The organism is Herbiconiux sp. 11R-BC (genome assembly GCF_049472555.1).
Taxonomy (GTDB): Bacteria; Actinomycetota; Actinomycetes; order Actinomycetales; family Microbacteriaceae; genus Herbiconiux.
Window position 1 is genome coordinate 600,007 of the sequence record NZ_JBCEBO010000002.1, and the last position, 14,339, is coordinate 614,345.

The following is a 14,339-nucleotide window of genomic DNA, read 5'->3' on the forward strand; positions in this document are numbered from 1 at the left end:
TCGTGGTGCTCGGCGGCGGCCGAGCGGGTCGCGGGAGGCCCGCGCAGGAGCCGCAGGTACCATGGGGGCGATGGATGAGCAGACGGCACCGCCGACCACCCGGAGGCAGGCCCGTCAAGCCGCCGCAGGCCCGGCGAAGCCCGACCACTTCCTCCCGCACATCCAGGGCCTGCGTGCCATCGCCGTGCTGCTCGTGGTGGTCTACCACTTCTGGCCCGGGCGCCTCAGCGGCGGCTACATCGGTGTCGACGTCTTCTTCGTGATCTCGGGCTTCCTCATCACCCAGCAGCTCACGCGCCAGCTCGAGCGCACCGACCGCATCGCTCTGCCGAGCTTCTATGCCAAACGTGCACGCAGACTCCTCCCGGCCGCCATCGTGGTGCTCGTCTTCGCGAGCCTCGCGACGCTGTTCATCATGCCGCTCTCGAGTCTGACCGAGAACGTGCGCGAGATCCTCGCCTCCACCTTCTATGTGGAGAACTGGACCCTCGCCCTCAACTCTGTGGACTACCTGGCGGCAGCCAACGAGCCGAGCCTCGTGCAGCACTACTGGTCGCTGTCGCTCGAGGAGCAGTTCTACCTGTTCTGGCCGGTGCTGCTGCTCGGCGCATCCGTCTTCGCGGTGAAGGTCATGAAGCGCCGCAAGTGGGTGGGGCTCATCGCCGTGCTCGCCGTCGTGGGCGTCGCCTCGTTCGCCCTGTCGATCTTCTTCACGGCCACCGACCCGGCCTCCGCCTACTTCGTCACGTACACGCGGGTGTGGGAGTTCGCGGTCGGCGGTGCGCTCGCGCTGCTGCCGCGATTGCGCCCCACCCGCGCGTGGCAGTCGAACATCCTCGGCTACGGCGGCATCGCGGTGGTGCTCGCGTGCGGCTACTTCTTCACCGCGTCGACGCCGTTCCCGGGTTACATGGCGGCCATCCCGGTGCTCGGCACGGCCGCCATCATCGTCTCCCACCACCGCGAGAAGCCGTGGGATGCGGGGCGGGTGCTCAGCATCCGTCCGGTCAGCTTCATCGGCGACATCTCGTACTCGCTCTACCTGTGGCACTGGCCGCTCATCATCATCGCGCCCTACGTGCCCGGCTGGGGGCTCAGCACGCTCAACCGCGTGGCACTGTTCCTCTTCTGCTTCGTCATCGCCTGGCTCACCAAGCGCTTCATCGAGGACCCGGCCCGGCGCTGGCGGTTCTTCGTGGGCCGCCGCCCCCGGGTCACCATGATCGGCGTGGTCGCGGCCATGGCGGTCTCGAGCCTCTTCGTGGGGGCCGCCTGGGCCGTGCAGCAGCCGAAGTACGACGCCGAGGCGAGCCAGCTGGCGAGCACCCTGGCGAACCCGCCCGACTGCTTCGGTGCCGCCTCCGGCCCCACGAACGGGCTCACGGCCGTGCCCGCGCCCTGCGTGAACCCGGCGCTCGACGGGCAGATCATCCCGAGTCCGGGCTTCGGCAACGCCGACCGCCCCGAGCATCCGGAGTGCCTGAGCACCCTCAACGACGCCACCGTGCGCGACTGCCAGTTCGGCAGCACCGCCGCGGATGCGCCCCAGGTCGCCCTCATCGGCGACAGCCATGCCTACGCCCTGATGGATCCGTTCATCGCCATGGCGGAGAAGAACGGCTGGCATCTCACCACCTACCTCAAGGGCGGATGCCCGTGGACGGCGACGCCCATGACGGGCAGCGACGCCTTCTCCCAGTCCTGCGACACCTGGCGAGCGAGCCTCACCGAGCAGCTGTCCGCCCACACGCCGTTCGGCGCCGTCTTCACGGCGGCGCTCGTCGACCGGGCCACGGCGTCGACCTCGGCGGAGGCCGACACGGTCGCCGCCGGCTACACCGGCGCCTGGCAGCAGGTGCTCGGCGCCGGCACCCCGATCGTGACGATCGTCGACAACCCCTCCTGGTCGGACGACCCGAACAAGTGCCTGCGCACCTCCGCGGAGTCCAGCTGCACCGAGCCGCGCAGCGACGCGCTCCCGGCGTTCGACCCCCTCGCGATCGCCGCATCCGGAGCCGCCGCGCAGGGCCAGCCCGTGACGCTGCTCGACTTCAGCAGCACCTACTGCAGCGACACCACCTGCCCCGCCGTCATCGGGGGCGCCAACGTCTACCGCGACCCCGACCACCTCACCCGCACCTTCGCGTTCACGCTCGAGCCGTTCCTCTCGACCGCCATCGCCTCGGCCTTGGCCCGCTGATCCGGCCGTGCTGGGGGTTCTGACCGGCTTCGGCATCATCGGTTTCGTCATCCTGGTCGGCTACGGGGTGCAGCGCACCGGCATTCTGCCGCCGGATGCGCGCGTCGCGATGAACCGAGTCGCCTTCTTCGTGGCCACCCCGGCCCTGCTGTTCTCGGTGCTCGCGCACTCGCATCCGGCCACCGTCTTCTCGTCGTCGATCCTCGTCACCCTGATCGCCGTGTTCGTGTCGGTGCTGGCGTACGTGGTGGCGTCGAGGCTCTTCTTTCCGCGGCCGGTGGCGGAGACCACCGTGGGCGCCGCCGCCTCGGCGTACGTGAACGCCAACAACATCGGGCTGCCGGTGGCCCTCTACGTGCTCGGCGACTCGCAGCTCGTCGCGCCGGTGCTGCTGCTGCAGCTCATCGTGCTGGCGCCGATCACGCTGACCCTGCTCGACGTGTCGACGAGCGGCTCGGCCTCCGTGCGCTCGATCGTGACCCAGCCGCTGCGGAACCCGATCATCCTCGCCTCGCTGCTCGGGCTCGTGATCGCGCTCACGGGGCTGCAGCTGCCGGATGCCGTGTACGCGCCGTTCCAGCTCATCGGCGGGGCCGCCATCCCGCTCGTGCTGCTCTCGTTCGGCATGTCGCTCGTGGGGCAGAAGCCGCTGCAGCCCGGTTCGGGGCGCGCGGAGGTCCTCGTGGCCACGGGCATCAAGATCGTGCTCATGCCGCTCGTGGCCTACGTCGTGGGGCGCTTCGTCTTCGGGCTCGACGGCGCACGGCTCTTCGGCGTTGTGGCGCTCGCGGCGCTGCCGACGGCGCAGAACATCTACAACTTCGCCTCGCGCTACCAGCGCGGAACGATCGTGGCGCGCGACACCGTGCTGCTCACGACCCTCGGCTCCGTGGTGGTGCTCGTCGTGGTCGCGGCCGCCCTCGCGCCGTAGGCGTCGTCGAGGCGCAGGGCACGGAGCTGCCGGCCGTTCGCCGGTGATTCTTGCGGCTTGAGGGTCGCGGCACCGGGGAACAGGAGAAACGCCCGCCAACGCCTGCCGCGCCCTGACGGCGCTGACCGAACGGGCTAGGGGAGACGGTCGAACCGGTCGAGCCGGGCGCGGGCGCGGGCGGCGGTGCGCGCGGCGGCGTCGGATGCGCGGGTCGCGGCCGCGAGCTCCTTGCGCAGCGCAGCGCGCGCGGAGGTGGCGGAGGAGAGCTCGTCCTGCGCTGCGTCGAGCTCGTCGCGGAGGGCGCGCACCTCGTCGGCCAGACGATCGCGGAGGGCGGTGTTGTCGCGCATCCGGAGCTCGATCCCGGCGACCTCGGCGGCCGCATCCTCCGCGTCCTGCCGGGTGTCCTCGGCGTCGCGGCGGGCGTCGTCGCGGGCCTGCTGCTCGCGCGCGGCGCGCTCGACGGCCGCCAGGTCGGCACTCTTCTGCTTTGCCGCCTTCTGCTCTGCCGCCTCGTTGCCGCCCGCCTTCCGAGCGCGAACGCCCCCGTCAGGCGTGCCGGACGTCCGGGGCCCGCCACCGGCGCCGACAGCCTTCGACGTTGTCGTCGTTGTCCTTGGGCTGTTCCGGTCGCCCGTGCTGCTGCGACCCCCGCGGCTCGGCGTCGCGCGGGAGGAGGTCTCTGCGTCGGAGAGCGCGAACGTCGACTCGGTGACGACATCGAGCGGCACGGCGGTGGCGCCGTCGAGATCCACGGGCTCGAGGCCGCTGCTCTCCAGGGTGCGCAGGAGCGCTCCGGAGCGCACGGCGGTCGCCGCCGCACGGTCGCCGAAAGCGGCTTGGAGGGTCTGCTGCACCTCCACCGCCGCCGAGGCCGACACCGCCACTCCGAGCTCGTCGCCCAGCTCCCGGGCCGTGGCCGCGGCGCCGGAGAGGAGCCGGTGGCGCTCGCGGCCGAGGTCACGCACCAGGGCGCCGTCGTGCGAATCCTGGGCCGTGCGCATCCGTTCGCCGAGGTCGAGCAGGGCGTCGAGCTGCTCGGCCCGGTGCCGCGCCAGCATGTTCACCGCCCACGCGGCGACCGACGGTCTGGTGAGCGTGCGGATGCGCCGGGCCAGGTCGCGGTCACCGCCCTCGGCCGCGGCCGCGGCTCGCGCGTTGCGCGCCGCGACGAACGCGCCGGGTGCCAAGGCGTACAGGCTGTCGACGATCTGCGCCATCGCTTCGGGCCCGGGCCCGGATCCAGACTCGGATCCGTCCGAGGGTCCCTGCTCGCCCTCCCGCTCCGCGCGACCCGTCTCGTCGGCGGTCGCCTCGGCAGCGGTCACGTCGTCGCGGGTCATGTCGTGGCCGGGGGTGCCGTCATCCCGGCCCAGAGCACGGCGACGGTGGCGCTGGTCGCCGCCTCGACGGGCACGCCGTCGAGCAGCGCGTTGCTCGCGAGCGTGGCCACCCCGTGCACGGCGGCGAAGGCCACCAGGGCGAGCCGCTCGGGATCGCCCGCCGACAGCACTCCCTCCGCCTGCCCCTGGCGCAGCAGCCCGGTGGTGGTGTCCATGCTCGCGTGGCTGATGAGGCGCAGCCGCTCACTCGCATCCGGAGCGTGCTTGGTGGTGTACATCACCGAGAGCAGGGTGCGGTGCTCGACGGCGAACGCCACGTAGGCGCGCGCCACGGCGTCGAGCCGCTCGCGCAAGGTGCCCACGGCATGAGCCGCCACCTCGAGGCGGGCGTTCATGGCCACGAAGCCGTCGTAGGCGAGCTCGTCGAGCAGCGCCTGCTTGTCGCGGAAGTGGCGGCCGGGCGCCCCGTGACTCACGCCCAGGTCACGCGCGAGCTGCCGGAGCGAGAGCCCCTCGACGCCGTCGAGCTCGAGCGTCTGCTCGGCGCGTTCGAGCAGTGCGGAGCGCAGGTTGCCGTGGTGGTAGCTCCCGGCCGCTGCGGTGCTCGTCGTGCCCATGCCGCGAGTCTAGCGCCATGTAGGCGTTGACAACAATGCTGTCACTGTCTACATTGGCAACATGACCTTGGACTTCACCGGAACCACCGCCCTCATCACCGGAGCCAGCTCCGGCCTCGGCGTCGAATTCGCCACCCGGCTCGCCGCACGCGGGGCGGCCGTCGTGCTCGTCGCCCGCCGAACCGACCGCCTCGAGACCCTCGCGGCCGAGTTGCAGGCCGCGCACGGCATCCGCGCCACCCCGATCGGGCTCGATCTCGCGCAGCCCCGGGCGGGGGCCCGGATGCGTGCCGAGCTCGAGCAGCGCGGCATCGCCGTGCAGACCCTCGTCAACAATGCAGGCTTCGGCACCCACGGCCCCTTCGCCGACGCGGATGCCGCGGTGCTGGCGTCGGAGATCCAGCTCAACGTGGCCTCCCTCGTCGATCTCTCACGGGAGTTCCTGCCCGACCTGCTCGCCGCGGCCGCGGGAGGCGCATCCGCTGCCCTCGTGAACGTCGCGAGCACGGCGGCCTACCAGCCGACGCCGTTCATGGCCGTCTACGGCGCCACGAAGGCCTTCGTGCTGAACTTCACCGAGGCGATCGCCTTCGAGACGCGAGACTCGGGGGTGCGGGTGCTCGCGCTCAGCCCGGGCGCCACCCGCACCGAGTTCTTCGACGTCGTGGGCAGCGAGGCGGCGGCGGTCGGGAGCTTCCAGAGCTCGGAGCAGGTGGTGGCCACCGCGCTCAAGGCGCTCGACCGGCGCCACACGCCGGCCAGCGTGGTGTCGGGGCGGGCCAACGCTCTGACGGCTGCGGGGGCGGGCGTGCTGCCGCGCGGCGTCATCCTCTCGATGAGCGGGCGTCTGCTCTCCGAGTGAGCCGCGTCCGGCGGCAGGACGCCCGGTCGCCCTCGCGTCAGGCGAGCAGCCGCCGAACGAGGTGCTCCCAGCCGTCGGCGAGGCGCTCGCGGGGGAGCGTCTCGGCCGTCGGGCCGGGTGGGAGCAGCAGGATCGCCTCGAGCACGGCGAGCAGCTCGAACGCGAGGATCGGCACATCGCCCTCGGCGCCGGCCTGCCGCAGCAACGTCAGGATGTGCACCTCGGTGACCCTGCGCGCGGGAATCGAGTGGCGCGACTCCGCCGGTTCCTCGGCGGCTCGCAGGAGGTCGACCTGGGTGGCGAGGATCTCGATGCGCGCCCGGCCGAACGCGACCAGCCGCTCGACCGGCGGCGCTCCCGGGCCGAGCGGGGGAGGGCCGCTCAGGAACCGGCCCTGGAAGTCGCGCTCGACGTGGTCGAGCAGCGCCTGGAAGAGCCCGGCCCGTGAGCCGAATCGGCGGAACACCGTGCCCTTGCCGACGCCGGCCTCGGTTGAGAGGCGGTCCATCGTGAGGCCCGCGACGCCGTCTTCGGCGATGATGCGCCGCGCGCAGTCGATCAGCAGGGAGCGATTCCGGGCGGCGTCTGAACGCTCGGCCGCCGGCGGCCTGACTCGGGGATCGAGCGGATCCATGCACGGACTGTAGCACGGGAATAAACGGACCGCGGTCCGGTTAATTTCCACAACCATCCCGTTTCCGCCGGCCACGCCGGCGACCCTCCTGAGGAGAACAATGACCGAGAAATCCGTGCTCGTGCTCGTCGGCAGCCTTCGCGCCGGCTCGACCAACCGCCAGCTCGCCGAGGCCGCCGTCGCGGTCGCGCCCGAAGGCCTGGCCCTGTCGATCTTCGAGGGTCACGGCGCCCTGCCGCTCTACAACGAAGACGTCGACATCGAAGGCGAGCTCCCGGATGCCGTGGTCGAGTACCGCGCCGCCGTCGCGGCCGCCGACGCCGTGCTGGTGGTCACCCCGGAGCACAACGGCACCATCCCGGCCAACCTCAAGAACGCCATCGACTGGTCTTCGCGCCCCTTCGGCTCGAGCTCCATCTCGGCCAAGCCGCTGGCCGTCATCGGCACCTCCTTCGCCCAGTTCGGCGGAATCTGGGCCCAGGACGAGGCCCGCAAGGCCTACGGCATCGCCGGCGCCCGCGTGATCGAGGCGACCACCCTCGCCGTGCCGAACTCGGTGGTGCGGTTCGCCGAGACGCACCCGAAGGACGACGCCGAGATCGCCGAGCAGCTCGCCGCGTTCCTCGTGGAGTTCGCGTCTGCGCTCGACGAGCTCGACGCGGAGCAGGCCGCGGCCTGAGCTGAGACGTCACCGCACGCCCCAGGCGTGACGGCGCCGGCGCGACAACGCCGCGCCGACCGGCCCGTGAGGGCGCGATCGGCGCGGCGTTCGTCGTCGCGGCTGTCGAGGCGGGAGTGCCGCCCCGGCCGGCCTCAACCGGCCTTGCTTGTTAGGCCTGGGCCTGGGCCTGGGCCTCGGCGGCCTGCTGCTTGGCCACGGCCTCGGCGTAGTCCTTCTTCACGGTCTCCATGTCGAGTGCGCGCACCTGGGTGATCACGTCGTCCAGCACCGGGCCGGGCAGGGCTCCCGGCTGCGAGAAGATCGGGATGCCGTCGCGGTAGACCACCAGGGTCGGAATCGAGGTGATTCCGTACGATCCGGCGAGCTGGCGCTGGTCTTCGGTGTCGACCTTCGCGAAGGTGATGTCGCTGTTCGCGTCACTGGCCTTCTCATAGACCGGGGCGAACTGCTTGCACGGGCCGCACCAGTCGGCCCAGAAGTCGATCAGGACGATGCCGTCGGCGACCGTCTCGTCGTGGTTGTCGATTGTCAGAGTCTTCGTGCTCATGCCTACATTAACCACGGTCGCGCGACGAAATTCCGCGGCATCCAGCCGACCTTCAGCTGACGTGCACCTCGGGCCGGTGCTTGCGGTCGCGCTCTGCACGCCGCAGCACTTCACGGGTCACCGGAGCCACCTCTCCGGTGCCGGTCACGAGGTACTTGAGCATGTTCGAGATCGGGCTGCCCTCGGTCCACTCGAAGTAGATGTTCGGCACCACCCCGGTGAGGTCGCGGATCTCGAGCAGCACCGTGGCGATGGTGTTCGGGATGTTGCCGCTCGTGACCTTCAGCACGCGGAAGCCGTGCACGGCCTCGCCTCGCACCACCAGGTCCTCTTCGAAGTCGGAGGAGTCGGAGGGGTAGACCTCGAGGAAGATGACGGGCGAGCGCTGCGGGATGCCGCTGTCGCGGCGCTCCTCGGCGATCTTCTGCACGTATTCGCGGGCGGAACCGTCGTCCGGCTCATTCGCGATGATGCGGATCGAGTCGAACTCGTCGGCGTCGGTGAGCACGAAGTCGAGCGCCATCGGGTCGAGCGACACCGAGGTCGCGCGCAGCTGGAACGAGCGCTGCACCCGCGACACGATCGACACCACGATGATCCCGAGGATGAACAGCGCCGCGATGCGGACGCCGTCGGGCCGCTCGATGATGTTCGCGACCGTGGTGTACAGGAAGACCACCGACACCACGGCGAAGCCGATCATCGCGGCCCGCTGCTTCTTGCGCCGCGCCGAGAGCGTGACGGCGACGGAGGCCGAGGTGATGAGCACGAGCACGCCGGTGGCGTAGGCGCCGGCCTGCGCGTCGACGTTCGCCCCGAACCACAGCGTGATGAGCACGGCGATCGCCGTGAACACGAGCACGAGCGGCCGCACCAGGCCGGCCCAGTGTGGGGCCATGCCGTAGCGGGGAAGGTAGCGCGGCACCAGGTTGAGGAGCCCGGCCATCGCCGAAGCCCCCGCGAACCAGAGGATGGCGATGGTGCTGACGTCGTAGACCGTGCCGAAGCCTTCGCCGAGGAACTGGTGGGCGAGGTAGGCGAGCGCGCGCCCGTTGGCCGGGCCGCCGGCCTGGAAGTCCTTCTGCGGGATGAGCAGCGTGGTGACCACGCTCGAGGTGATGAGGAACGCGCTCATGATGACCGCGGCCGTGGTGAGCAGCCGCTTCCCGCCCCGGATGCGGGCGAGCGGCTTGTCGGGCTTGTCGTCGGGCGAGCCGGTGATCTGCGGCATCACGGCCACCCCGGTCTCGAAGCCCGAGAGCCCCAGCGCGAGCTTGGGGAAGGCGATCAGCGCGATGCCCACCATGACGATCGGGTTGCCGTGCTCCGCCGTGAGCGCACCCCACCAGTCGCCGACGACGATCGGATTGTCGAACACGTGCCCGAGGGACACCACGATCACGACGGCGTTGAGCACGAGGAAGACCGCCACGAGCACCACGGCGATGTTGATGGCCTCTTTGAACCCGCGCAGGAACACCACGGCGAGGGCGGCGATGAGCACGAGCGTGATGATCACCTCGTTGCCGTGGAACCACGAGGGCGCGAACGGGTTCTCGATGGCGTGCGCCGTCGCATCCGCCGCCGACAGCGTGATGGTGATCATGAAGTCGGTGGCCGCGAAGCCGAGCAGCACGAGCACCACGAGCTTGCCGCCCCACCAGGGCAGCAACCGCTCGAGCATCGCGATCGAGCCTTCACCGCGGAAGCTCTCGCGGGCCACCCGGCGGTAGACCGGCAGGGCGCCCAGCAGCGTGAGCAGGATGAGCACGATCGTGGCGAACGGAGAGAGGAGCCCGGCTGCGAGCGCGGCGATCGCCGGCTGGTAGCCGAGCGTGGAGAAGTAGTCCACCCCGGTGAGGCACATCACGCGCCACCACGAGTGTGTCTTCACCGGCTTCGCCGCGCCGGGGCCAGGGTGCCGGCCCGTGCGGTCGGTCAGCCCGTCGGTGAGCCAGCGCCGCAGCGCGGAGCGCGTGTCGGGGCGCTCCTGGTGCGGCTCACCCGGGGTGATGGGCGACCCGGCGCCGATGCTCGTTGAGGACATGGTTCATCTATACACGCATCGGATGACGGCGGCGCACTCCGGCCCGGGCTGCCGGCTGCGCGGCGCCCCGGATTGAGATAAGATGAGCAAAACTCATCCCAAGGAGTGCTCATGTCCGCCACCGTCTCGAGCCGCCGTCTGGCGGCTGTTGTCATCGCCGTGGCCCTCGCGGCCGCCGGAGGCAGCGCCGCTGGCGTCGCGCACGCCGTCGTGCCGCCGCTCGGCACAACGGCGGCCGTCAGCATCGATGCGGTCGGGGCCGTCGTTCCGGGCTGGCAGACGTCGATGTCGGCCGACGGGCGCTTCGTCGCCTTCGTCTCCGCGGAGCAACTCACGAGCACTCCGACGGGCGGCCATCGCCAGGTGTACGTGAAGGAACTGCAGAGCGGAGCCACCCGAATGGTCACCGACGATGCCGTCGACCCGAACCAACCGGGAGACGACGGCTCGGCGAACCCGGTGCTCTCCGCAGACGGGCGGTTCGTCGCCTTCGAGTCCGAGTCGACGAACCTCGCGAGCGGTGTGCCATCCGCGATCCGAGACCGGCAGATCTACTTGCACGACGTGGCTTCGGGAACCACCCGCCTCCTCAGCATGAATGCGTCGCACACTGGAGGCGGTGACACCTCGAGCTACAACCCGTCGATTTCGGCCGACGGGAGTCGCGTGCTGTTCGACTCGCCTGCCGGCGACCTCGTTCCGGGCGTGTCGGGGCACGGCTACCAGGTGTACGTGGCTCTCACCGGAACGTCGACGGTCGCTCTGGTCAGTCAGGTGGGAAGTACTGGGGCGCCGGCGAACGCCGAAGCCTATGCGGGATCGCTCTCTGCCGACGGATCGGTGGCCGCGTACTCGACCAAGGCCACGAACCTCACGGGGGACAACACCCACGGATGGCAGCAGGTCTTCGTTCGTGATCTCCGCTCCGGGGCCACCCGTGTCGTGAGCCTCAGTGCCGACGGGGGAGGGTCAGGCGGCAATTCGGACCAGCCTACGTTGTCCGCAGACGGTCAGAAAGTCGCCTATACCTCCGGCGCGAAAGACCTCACGGTTGGTCCGCGGCTCGACGCCGTGCTGCCGCTGCAGGTCTACGTCCGAGACCTCGGGGCATCCTCGCTATCGACGCTCGTAAGTGTGGACATCCACTCGAAGCCCGGCGACAGTAGCGCGTTTCCCGGGAGTGGGTTGTCCAGGGAGCCCGCCATCTCCGCTGACGGCAGTTCGGTGTCGTTCACCTCGCAGGCCGATGAACTCATCAGCCCCGCGGCTCTCACGGACAACCAGGTCTACCATCGCGATCTTCGCAAGCAGGTCACGGTTCTGGTGAGCTCCCGCGTGTCCGAGCCGACCCGCCGCGGTGACGATACGTCCTACCGATCGTCGATCTCCAGCGACGGGCGCCTCGTCGCCTTCACCAGCCAAGCGTCCGGGCTCGTGGACGACGTAGTTCCTCCCGGGCGAGACGTGGCGTACGTGCGTGCGATCGACGGGCCGAAGGTGGTGAGAATCGGCGGCGCCGACCGCTACGAGGTGTCGGCCAACGTCTCGATGGACGCTCATCGACCGGATGTTCCTCTCGTCTACGTCGCCTCCGGACAGGTCTTCCCCGACGCGCTCGCGGCATCCGCGGCGGCAGGCATCCAGAGCGCACCGGTTCTGCTCGCGACCCACGACACCGTGCAGGCATCGGTACTGGCCGAACTCCGTCGACTGCGGCCGGGAAAGATCGTCGTGCTCGGAGGCACCAACACGATCTCTGCCGCCGTCGAATCACAGCTCAGAGCCTTCGCGCTCGACGTGAGCCGGATCGACGGGGCCGACCGCTTCGAGGTCGCGGTGGGGGTCTCCCGGGCGCTCGTACCGACGCGCGCGCCCGTGGCCTATGTCGCCTCGGGCGAGGTTTTCCCCGACGCGCTCGCGGGCGCCGCGGCAGCGGGCCACCTGGGCGGACCCGTCCTCCTCGTGTCGCGGGGCAGTGTGCCTGATTCTGTGCGTGACGAGCTGAGGCGCATCCAGCCTGCGCGCATCGTGGTGCTCGGTGGCGTCAACACCGTGTCGGAGGCAGTCGTCGCGAATCTCGGTGCGATTGCCCCGACGACACGTCTCGGCGGGCCGGACCGCTTCGCGGTCGCGGCGGCGGTGTCCGCCGATGCCTTTCCCGGAGGGGCATCGACGGTCTACGTCGCGTCTGGGGCGGTGTTCCCCGATGCCCTGTCCGGCGGTGCCGCCGCGGTGAACCAGGCGGCTCCGGTGCTGCTGGTGACCGCGGATGCGATCCCCGCCCCAGTGGCCGCCGAACTCGACCGGCTGAACCCCACGAAGATCGTCGTTCTCGGGGGAACGGCGACGGTCTCGAGCGCGGTCCAGACGGCGCTGGACGGCTATCTGACCCGGTAGGCGGAACGGTGGGTCTCAGCCGAAGATCATCGGGCGGTCGTCGTCGTCGCCCGAGGCGTCGAGATCGAGATCGACCACCACGGGCACGTGGTCGGAGGGCGCGTCGCCTTTGCGCTCGTTGCGGTCGATGCGCGCATCCGCCACCAGCTCGGCGAAGGGCTGGGAGCCCATGATGAAGTCGATGCGCATGCCCTCGTTGCGGGGGAAGCGCAGCTGCTTGTAGTCCCAATAGGTGTAGCCGGTGGGCACCAGCGGACGCACCACGTCGCTCAGGCCGATCTGCTCGAACGCCGCGAAGGCCGCGCGCTCGGGCGCCGAGACGTGGGTGGCGCCCTCGAAGACGCTGAGGTCCCAGACGTCGCTGTCGAGCGGCGCGATGTTCCAGTCACCCATCAGGGCGAGCGGCTGATCGGGATGCGCGGCGAGCCACGCCTTGGTCTGCTCGGCGAGCTCCTGCAGCCAGGCCAGCTTGTAGCTGTAGTGCGGGTCGTCGAGCGCCCGCCCGTTCGGAACGTACAGCGTCCACAGCCGCACGCCGTCGACCGTCACGCCGAGGGCGCGGGCCTCGAGCGGCAGGGAGCCGTCGTCGAGCGGTTTGCCGAAGCCGGGCATCCCGGTGAAGGTGTTCGCCACGTCCTCCATCGGCAGGCGGCTCGCGAAGGCCACGCCGTTCCACTGGTTGAGCCCGTGCAGCACGACGTCGTAACCCGCCTCCTGGAAGGCCTCGAACGGGAACTGCGACTCCTTGCACTTGATCTCCTGCATGCCGAGCACGTCGACGTCTTCCCGCACCAGCCAGTCGACGACCCGGCCGACTCGGGCACGGATGGAGTTCACGTTCCAGGTGGCAACACGCATGGTTCCACGCTACCGGCAGCATCCGTCAGCCGGATGCGCGCGCGGCTAGGCTGGCCGCATGAAGACGGGCGACGACGGCGACCGGCCTCTCGACCAGCGGTTCCGCGACCACTTCGAGGAGCCCATCGCCCGCGTCACGGCCCTCACGCAGGACACCCTCGCCCTCTTCCCCACCCGCGTCTGGCGCCGCTTCCTCTCGCGCAACGGCTTCCTGCTCTCCTCGGGCATGAGCTACCAGGCACTGTTCGCGGTGTTCGCGGCGGTCTACATCGTGTTCGCGGTGGCCGGCATCTGGCTCATCGGCTCGCCCGAGACCATGCAGGCCCTGATCGACCTCATCAACACCTACATCCCGGGCCTCATCGGTGACGACGGGGTGATCGCACTCGACGACCTGCGCGGCATCGCCGAGTCGAGCACCTCGGTGCTCACGGTCACGGGCATCGCGGCGCTCGCCGTGCTGGTCTGGACCGCCATCGGCTGGATCACCTACTCCCGCATGGCCGTGCGGGCCATCTTCCGCATGCCGAAGGACCCGCGCTCCTACCTGCTGCTGAAGGCGCGCGACTTCCTGGTGGCGCTCGCGATGGGCCTGGCGCTCTTCGTCGCGGCCGCTCTCAGCGTGGGGAGCACGGCGGCCCTGGATGCGCTGCTGTCCCTTTTCGGCCCCGTGGTGAGCCAGTCCACGGCGGTGCTCGCGGCCATCGCGGGACTGGTGGTGGTGTTCCTCATCGACACCCTCGCGCTCATGGTGCTGTTCCGCTTCCTGGCCGGCGCGAAGCTGACGATCAGACGGATGCGCGGGGGCGCGATGCTCGGCGGGCTCGGCCTGGTCGCGCTGCAGGCCCTCGGCGGCACGCTGCTCGGCGGGGTCACCCGCAACCCGCTGCTGTCGACCTTCGTGGTGTTCATCGCGATGCTGCTCTGGTTCCGGCTGGCGAGCGTCGTGACGCTCGTGGGCGCATCCTGGATCGCCGTGGCGGCCGACGACCGAGGGGAGCTGCTCTACGAGCCGAGCGAGGAGGAGCTCGCCGCCCAGGAGCACGACGCCCTCGTGCTCGCGGCGCGCGTGCGGGTGCGCGAGGCGCGGGCGGCGCTGGAGACGGCGCCGTGGTGGCGGCGGCCGGGTTTGCGGTGGCGGCGGGATGCGGCGCAGGCGGAGCTCGAGGCCCTCACGGAGCCGGGTGGTGGCGCTGAGTAGCGATTGCTCATAACGCGCAT

12 protein-coding genes are annotated in these 14,339 nt (G+C 70.5%); 6 read left to right on the forward strand and 6 right to left on the reverse strand.

The window, feature by feature from the left end:
- Window positions 1-70 precede the first annotated feature (70 nt).
- Together VD659_RS07835 and VD659_RS07840 are read left to right on the forward strand one after the other, a co-directional pair.
- Window positions 71-2,200 carry an acyltransferase family protein gene (locus VD659_RS07835; protein WP_423260555.1) on the forward strand — a complete coding sequence of 710 codons (2,130 nt, stop codon included), beginning with the start codon at window positions 71-73 and terminating at the stop codon, window positions 2,198-2,200.
- A 7-nt stretch (window positions 2,201-2,207) separates the two neighbouring features.
- Window positions 2,208-3,131, forward strand: coding sequence for an AEC family transporter (locus VD659_RS07840; RefSeq protein ID WP_423260556.1), 924 nt, complete (start codon window positions 2,208-2,210; stop codon window positions 3,129-3,131).
- A gap of 134 nt (window positions 3,132-3,265) precedes the next feature.
- On the opposite strand, the gene VD659_RS07845 is transcribed toward VD659_RS07840, so the two are convergent.
- Both VD659_RS07845 and VD659_RS07850 read right to left on the reverse strand, forming a co-directional pair.
- Entirely contained in the window at window positions 3,266-4,474 is a 1,209-nt protein-coding gene (locus VD659_RS07845) for a hypothetical protein (RefSeq protein ID WP_423260557.1), read from the reverse strand.
- The gene (locus VD659_RS07850; RefSeq protein WP_423260558.1) at window positions 4,471-5,091 is read right to left on the reverse strand and encodes a TetR/AcrR family transcriptional regulator; all 621 of its coding nucleotides are present in this window, start codon (window positions 5,089-5,091) and stop codon (window positions 4,471-4,473) included. The genes VD659_RS07845 and VD659_RS07850 overlap by 4 nt, the downstream gene beginning before the upstream one ends.
- 61 nt (window positions 5,092-5,152) lie before the next feature.
- On the opposite strand from VD659_RS07850, the gene VD659_RS07855 reads away from it, so the two are divergent.
- Window positions 5,153-5,953 carry an SDR family NAD(P)-dependent oxidoreductase gene (locus tag VD659_RS07855; RefSeq protein ID WP_423260559.1) on the forward strand — a complete coding sequence of 267 codons (801 nt, stop codon included), beginning with the start codon at window positions 5,153-5,155 and terminating at the stop codon, window positions 5,951-5,953.
- Window positions 5,954-5,990: 37 nt separating this feature from the next.
- On the opposite strand, the gene VD659_RS07860 is transcribed toward VD659_RS07855, so the two are convergent.
- On the reverse strand, window positions 5,991-6,587 hold the full coding sequence (locus VD659_RS07860) for a TetR/AcrR family transcriptional regulator (protein WP_423260560.1): 597 nt from the start codon (window positions 6,585-6,587) through the stop codon (window positions 5,991-5,993).
- Window positions 6,588-6,687: 100 nt separating this feature from the next.
- Here VD659_RS07860 and VD659_RS07865 point away from each other — a divergent pair, with 100 nt between their 5' ends.
- The gene (locus VD659_RS07865) at window positions 6,688-7,266 is read left to right on the forward strand and encodes an NAD(P)H-dependent oxidoreductase (protein WP_423260561.1); all 579 of its coding nucleotides are present in this window, start codon (window positions 6,688-6,690) and stop codon (window positions 7,264-7,266) included.
- Between the two features lie 151 nt (window positions 7,267-7,417).
- Here the strand turns inward: VD659_RS07865 and VD659_RS07870 are convergent, their stop codons facing one another.
- On the reverse strand, window positions 7,418-7,816 hold the full coding sequence (locus tag VD659_RS07870) for a thioredoxin family protein (protein ID WP_423260562.1): 399 nt from the start codon (window positions 7,814-7,816) through the stop codon (window positions 7,418-7,420).
- Window positions 7,817-7,868: 52 nt separating this feature from the next.
- Window positions 7,869-9,863: an amino acid transporter gene (locus VD659_RS07875; protein WP_423260563.1), complete on the reverse strand. Its 1,995-nt coding sequence runs from the start codon at window positions 9,861-9,863 to the stop codon at window positions 7,869-7,871.
- A 111-nt stretch (window positions 9,864-9,974) separates the two neighbouring features.
- On the opposite strand from VD659_RS07875, the gene VD659_RS07880 reads away from it, so the two are divergent.
- Window positions 9,975-12,260, forward strand: coding sequence for a cell wall-binding repeat-containing protein (locus VD659_RS07880; RefSeq protein WP_423260564.1), 2,286 nt, complete (start codon window positions 9,975-9,977; stop codon window positions 12,258-12,260).
- Between the two features lie 15 nt (window positions 12,261-12,275).
- On the opposite strand, the gene VD659_RS07885 is transcribed toward VD659_RS07880, so the two are convergent.
- Complete coding sequence (locus VD659_RS07885; protein ID WP_423260565.1) at window positions 12,276-13,118, reverse strand: exodeoxyribonuclease III; 843 nt, start codon at window positions 13,116-13,118, stop codon at window positions 12,276-12,278.
- 58 nt (window positions 13,119-13,176) lie between these two features.
- Between VD659_RS07885 and VD659_RS07890 the strand changes: the two genes are divergently transcribed.
- On the forward strand, window positions 13,177-14,319 hold the full coding sequence (locus VD659_RS07890; protein WP_423260566.1) for a YihY/virulence factor BrkB family protein: 1,143 nt from the start codon (window positions 13,177-13,179) through the stop codon (window positions 14,317-14,319).
- Window positions 14,320-14,339: the final 20 nt, after the last annotated feature.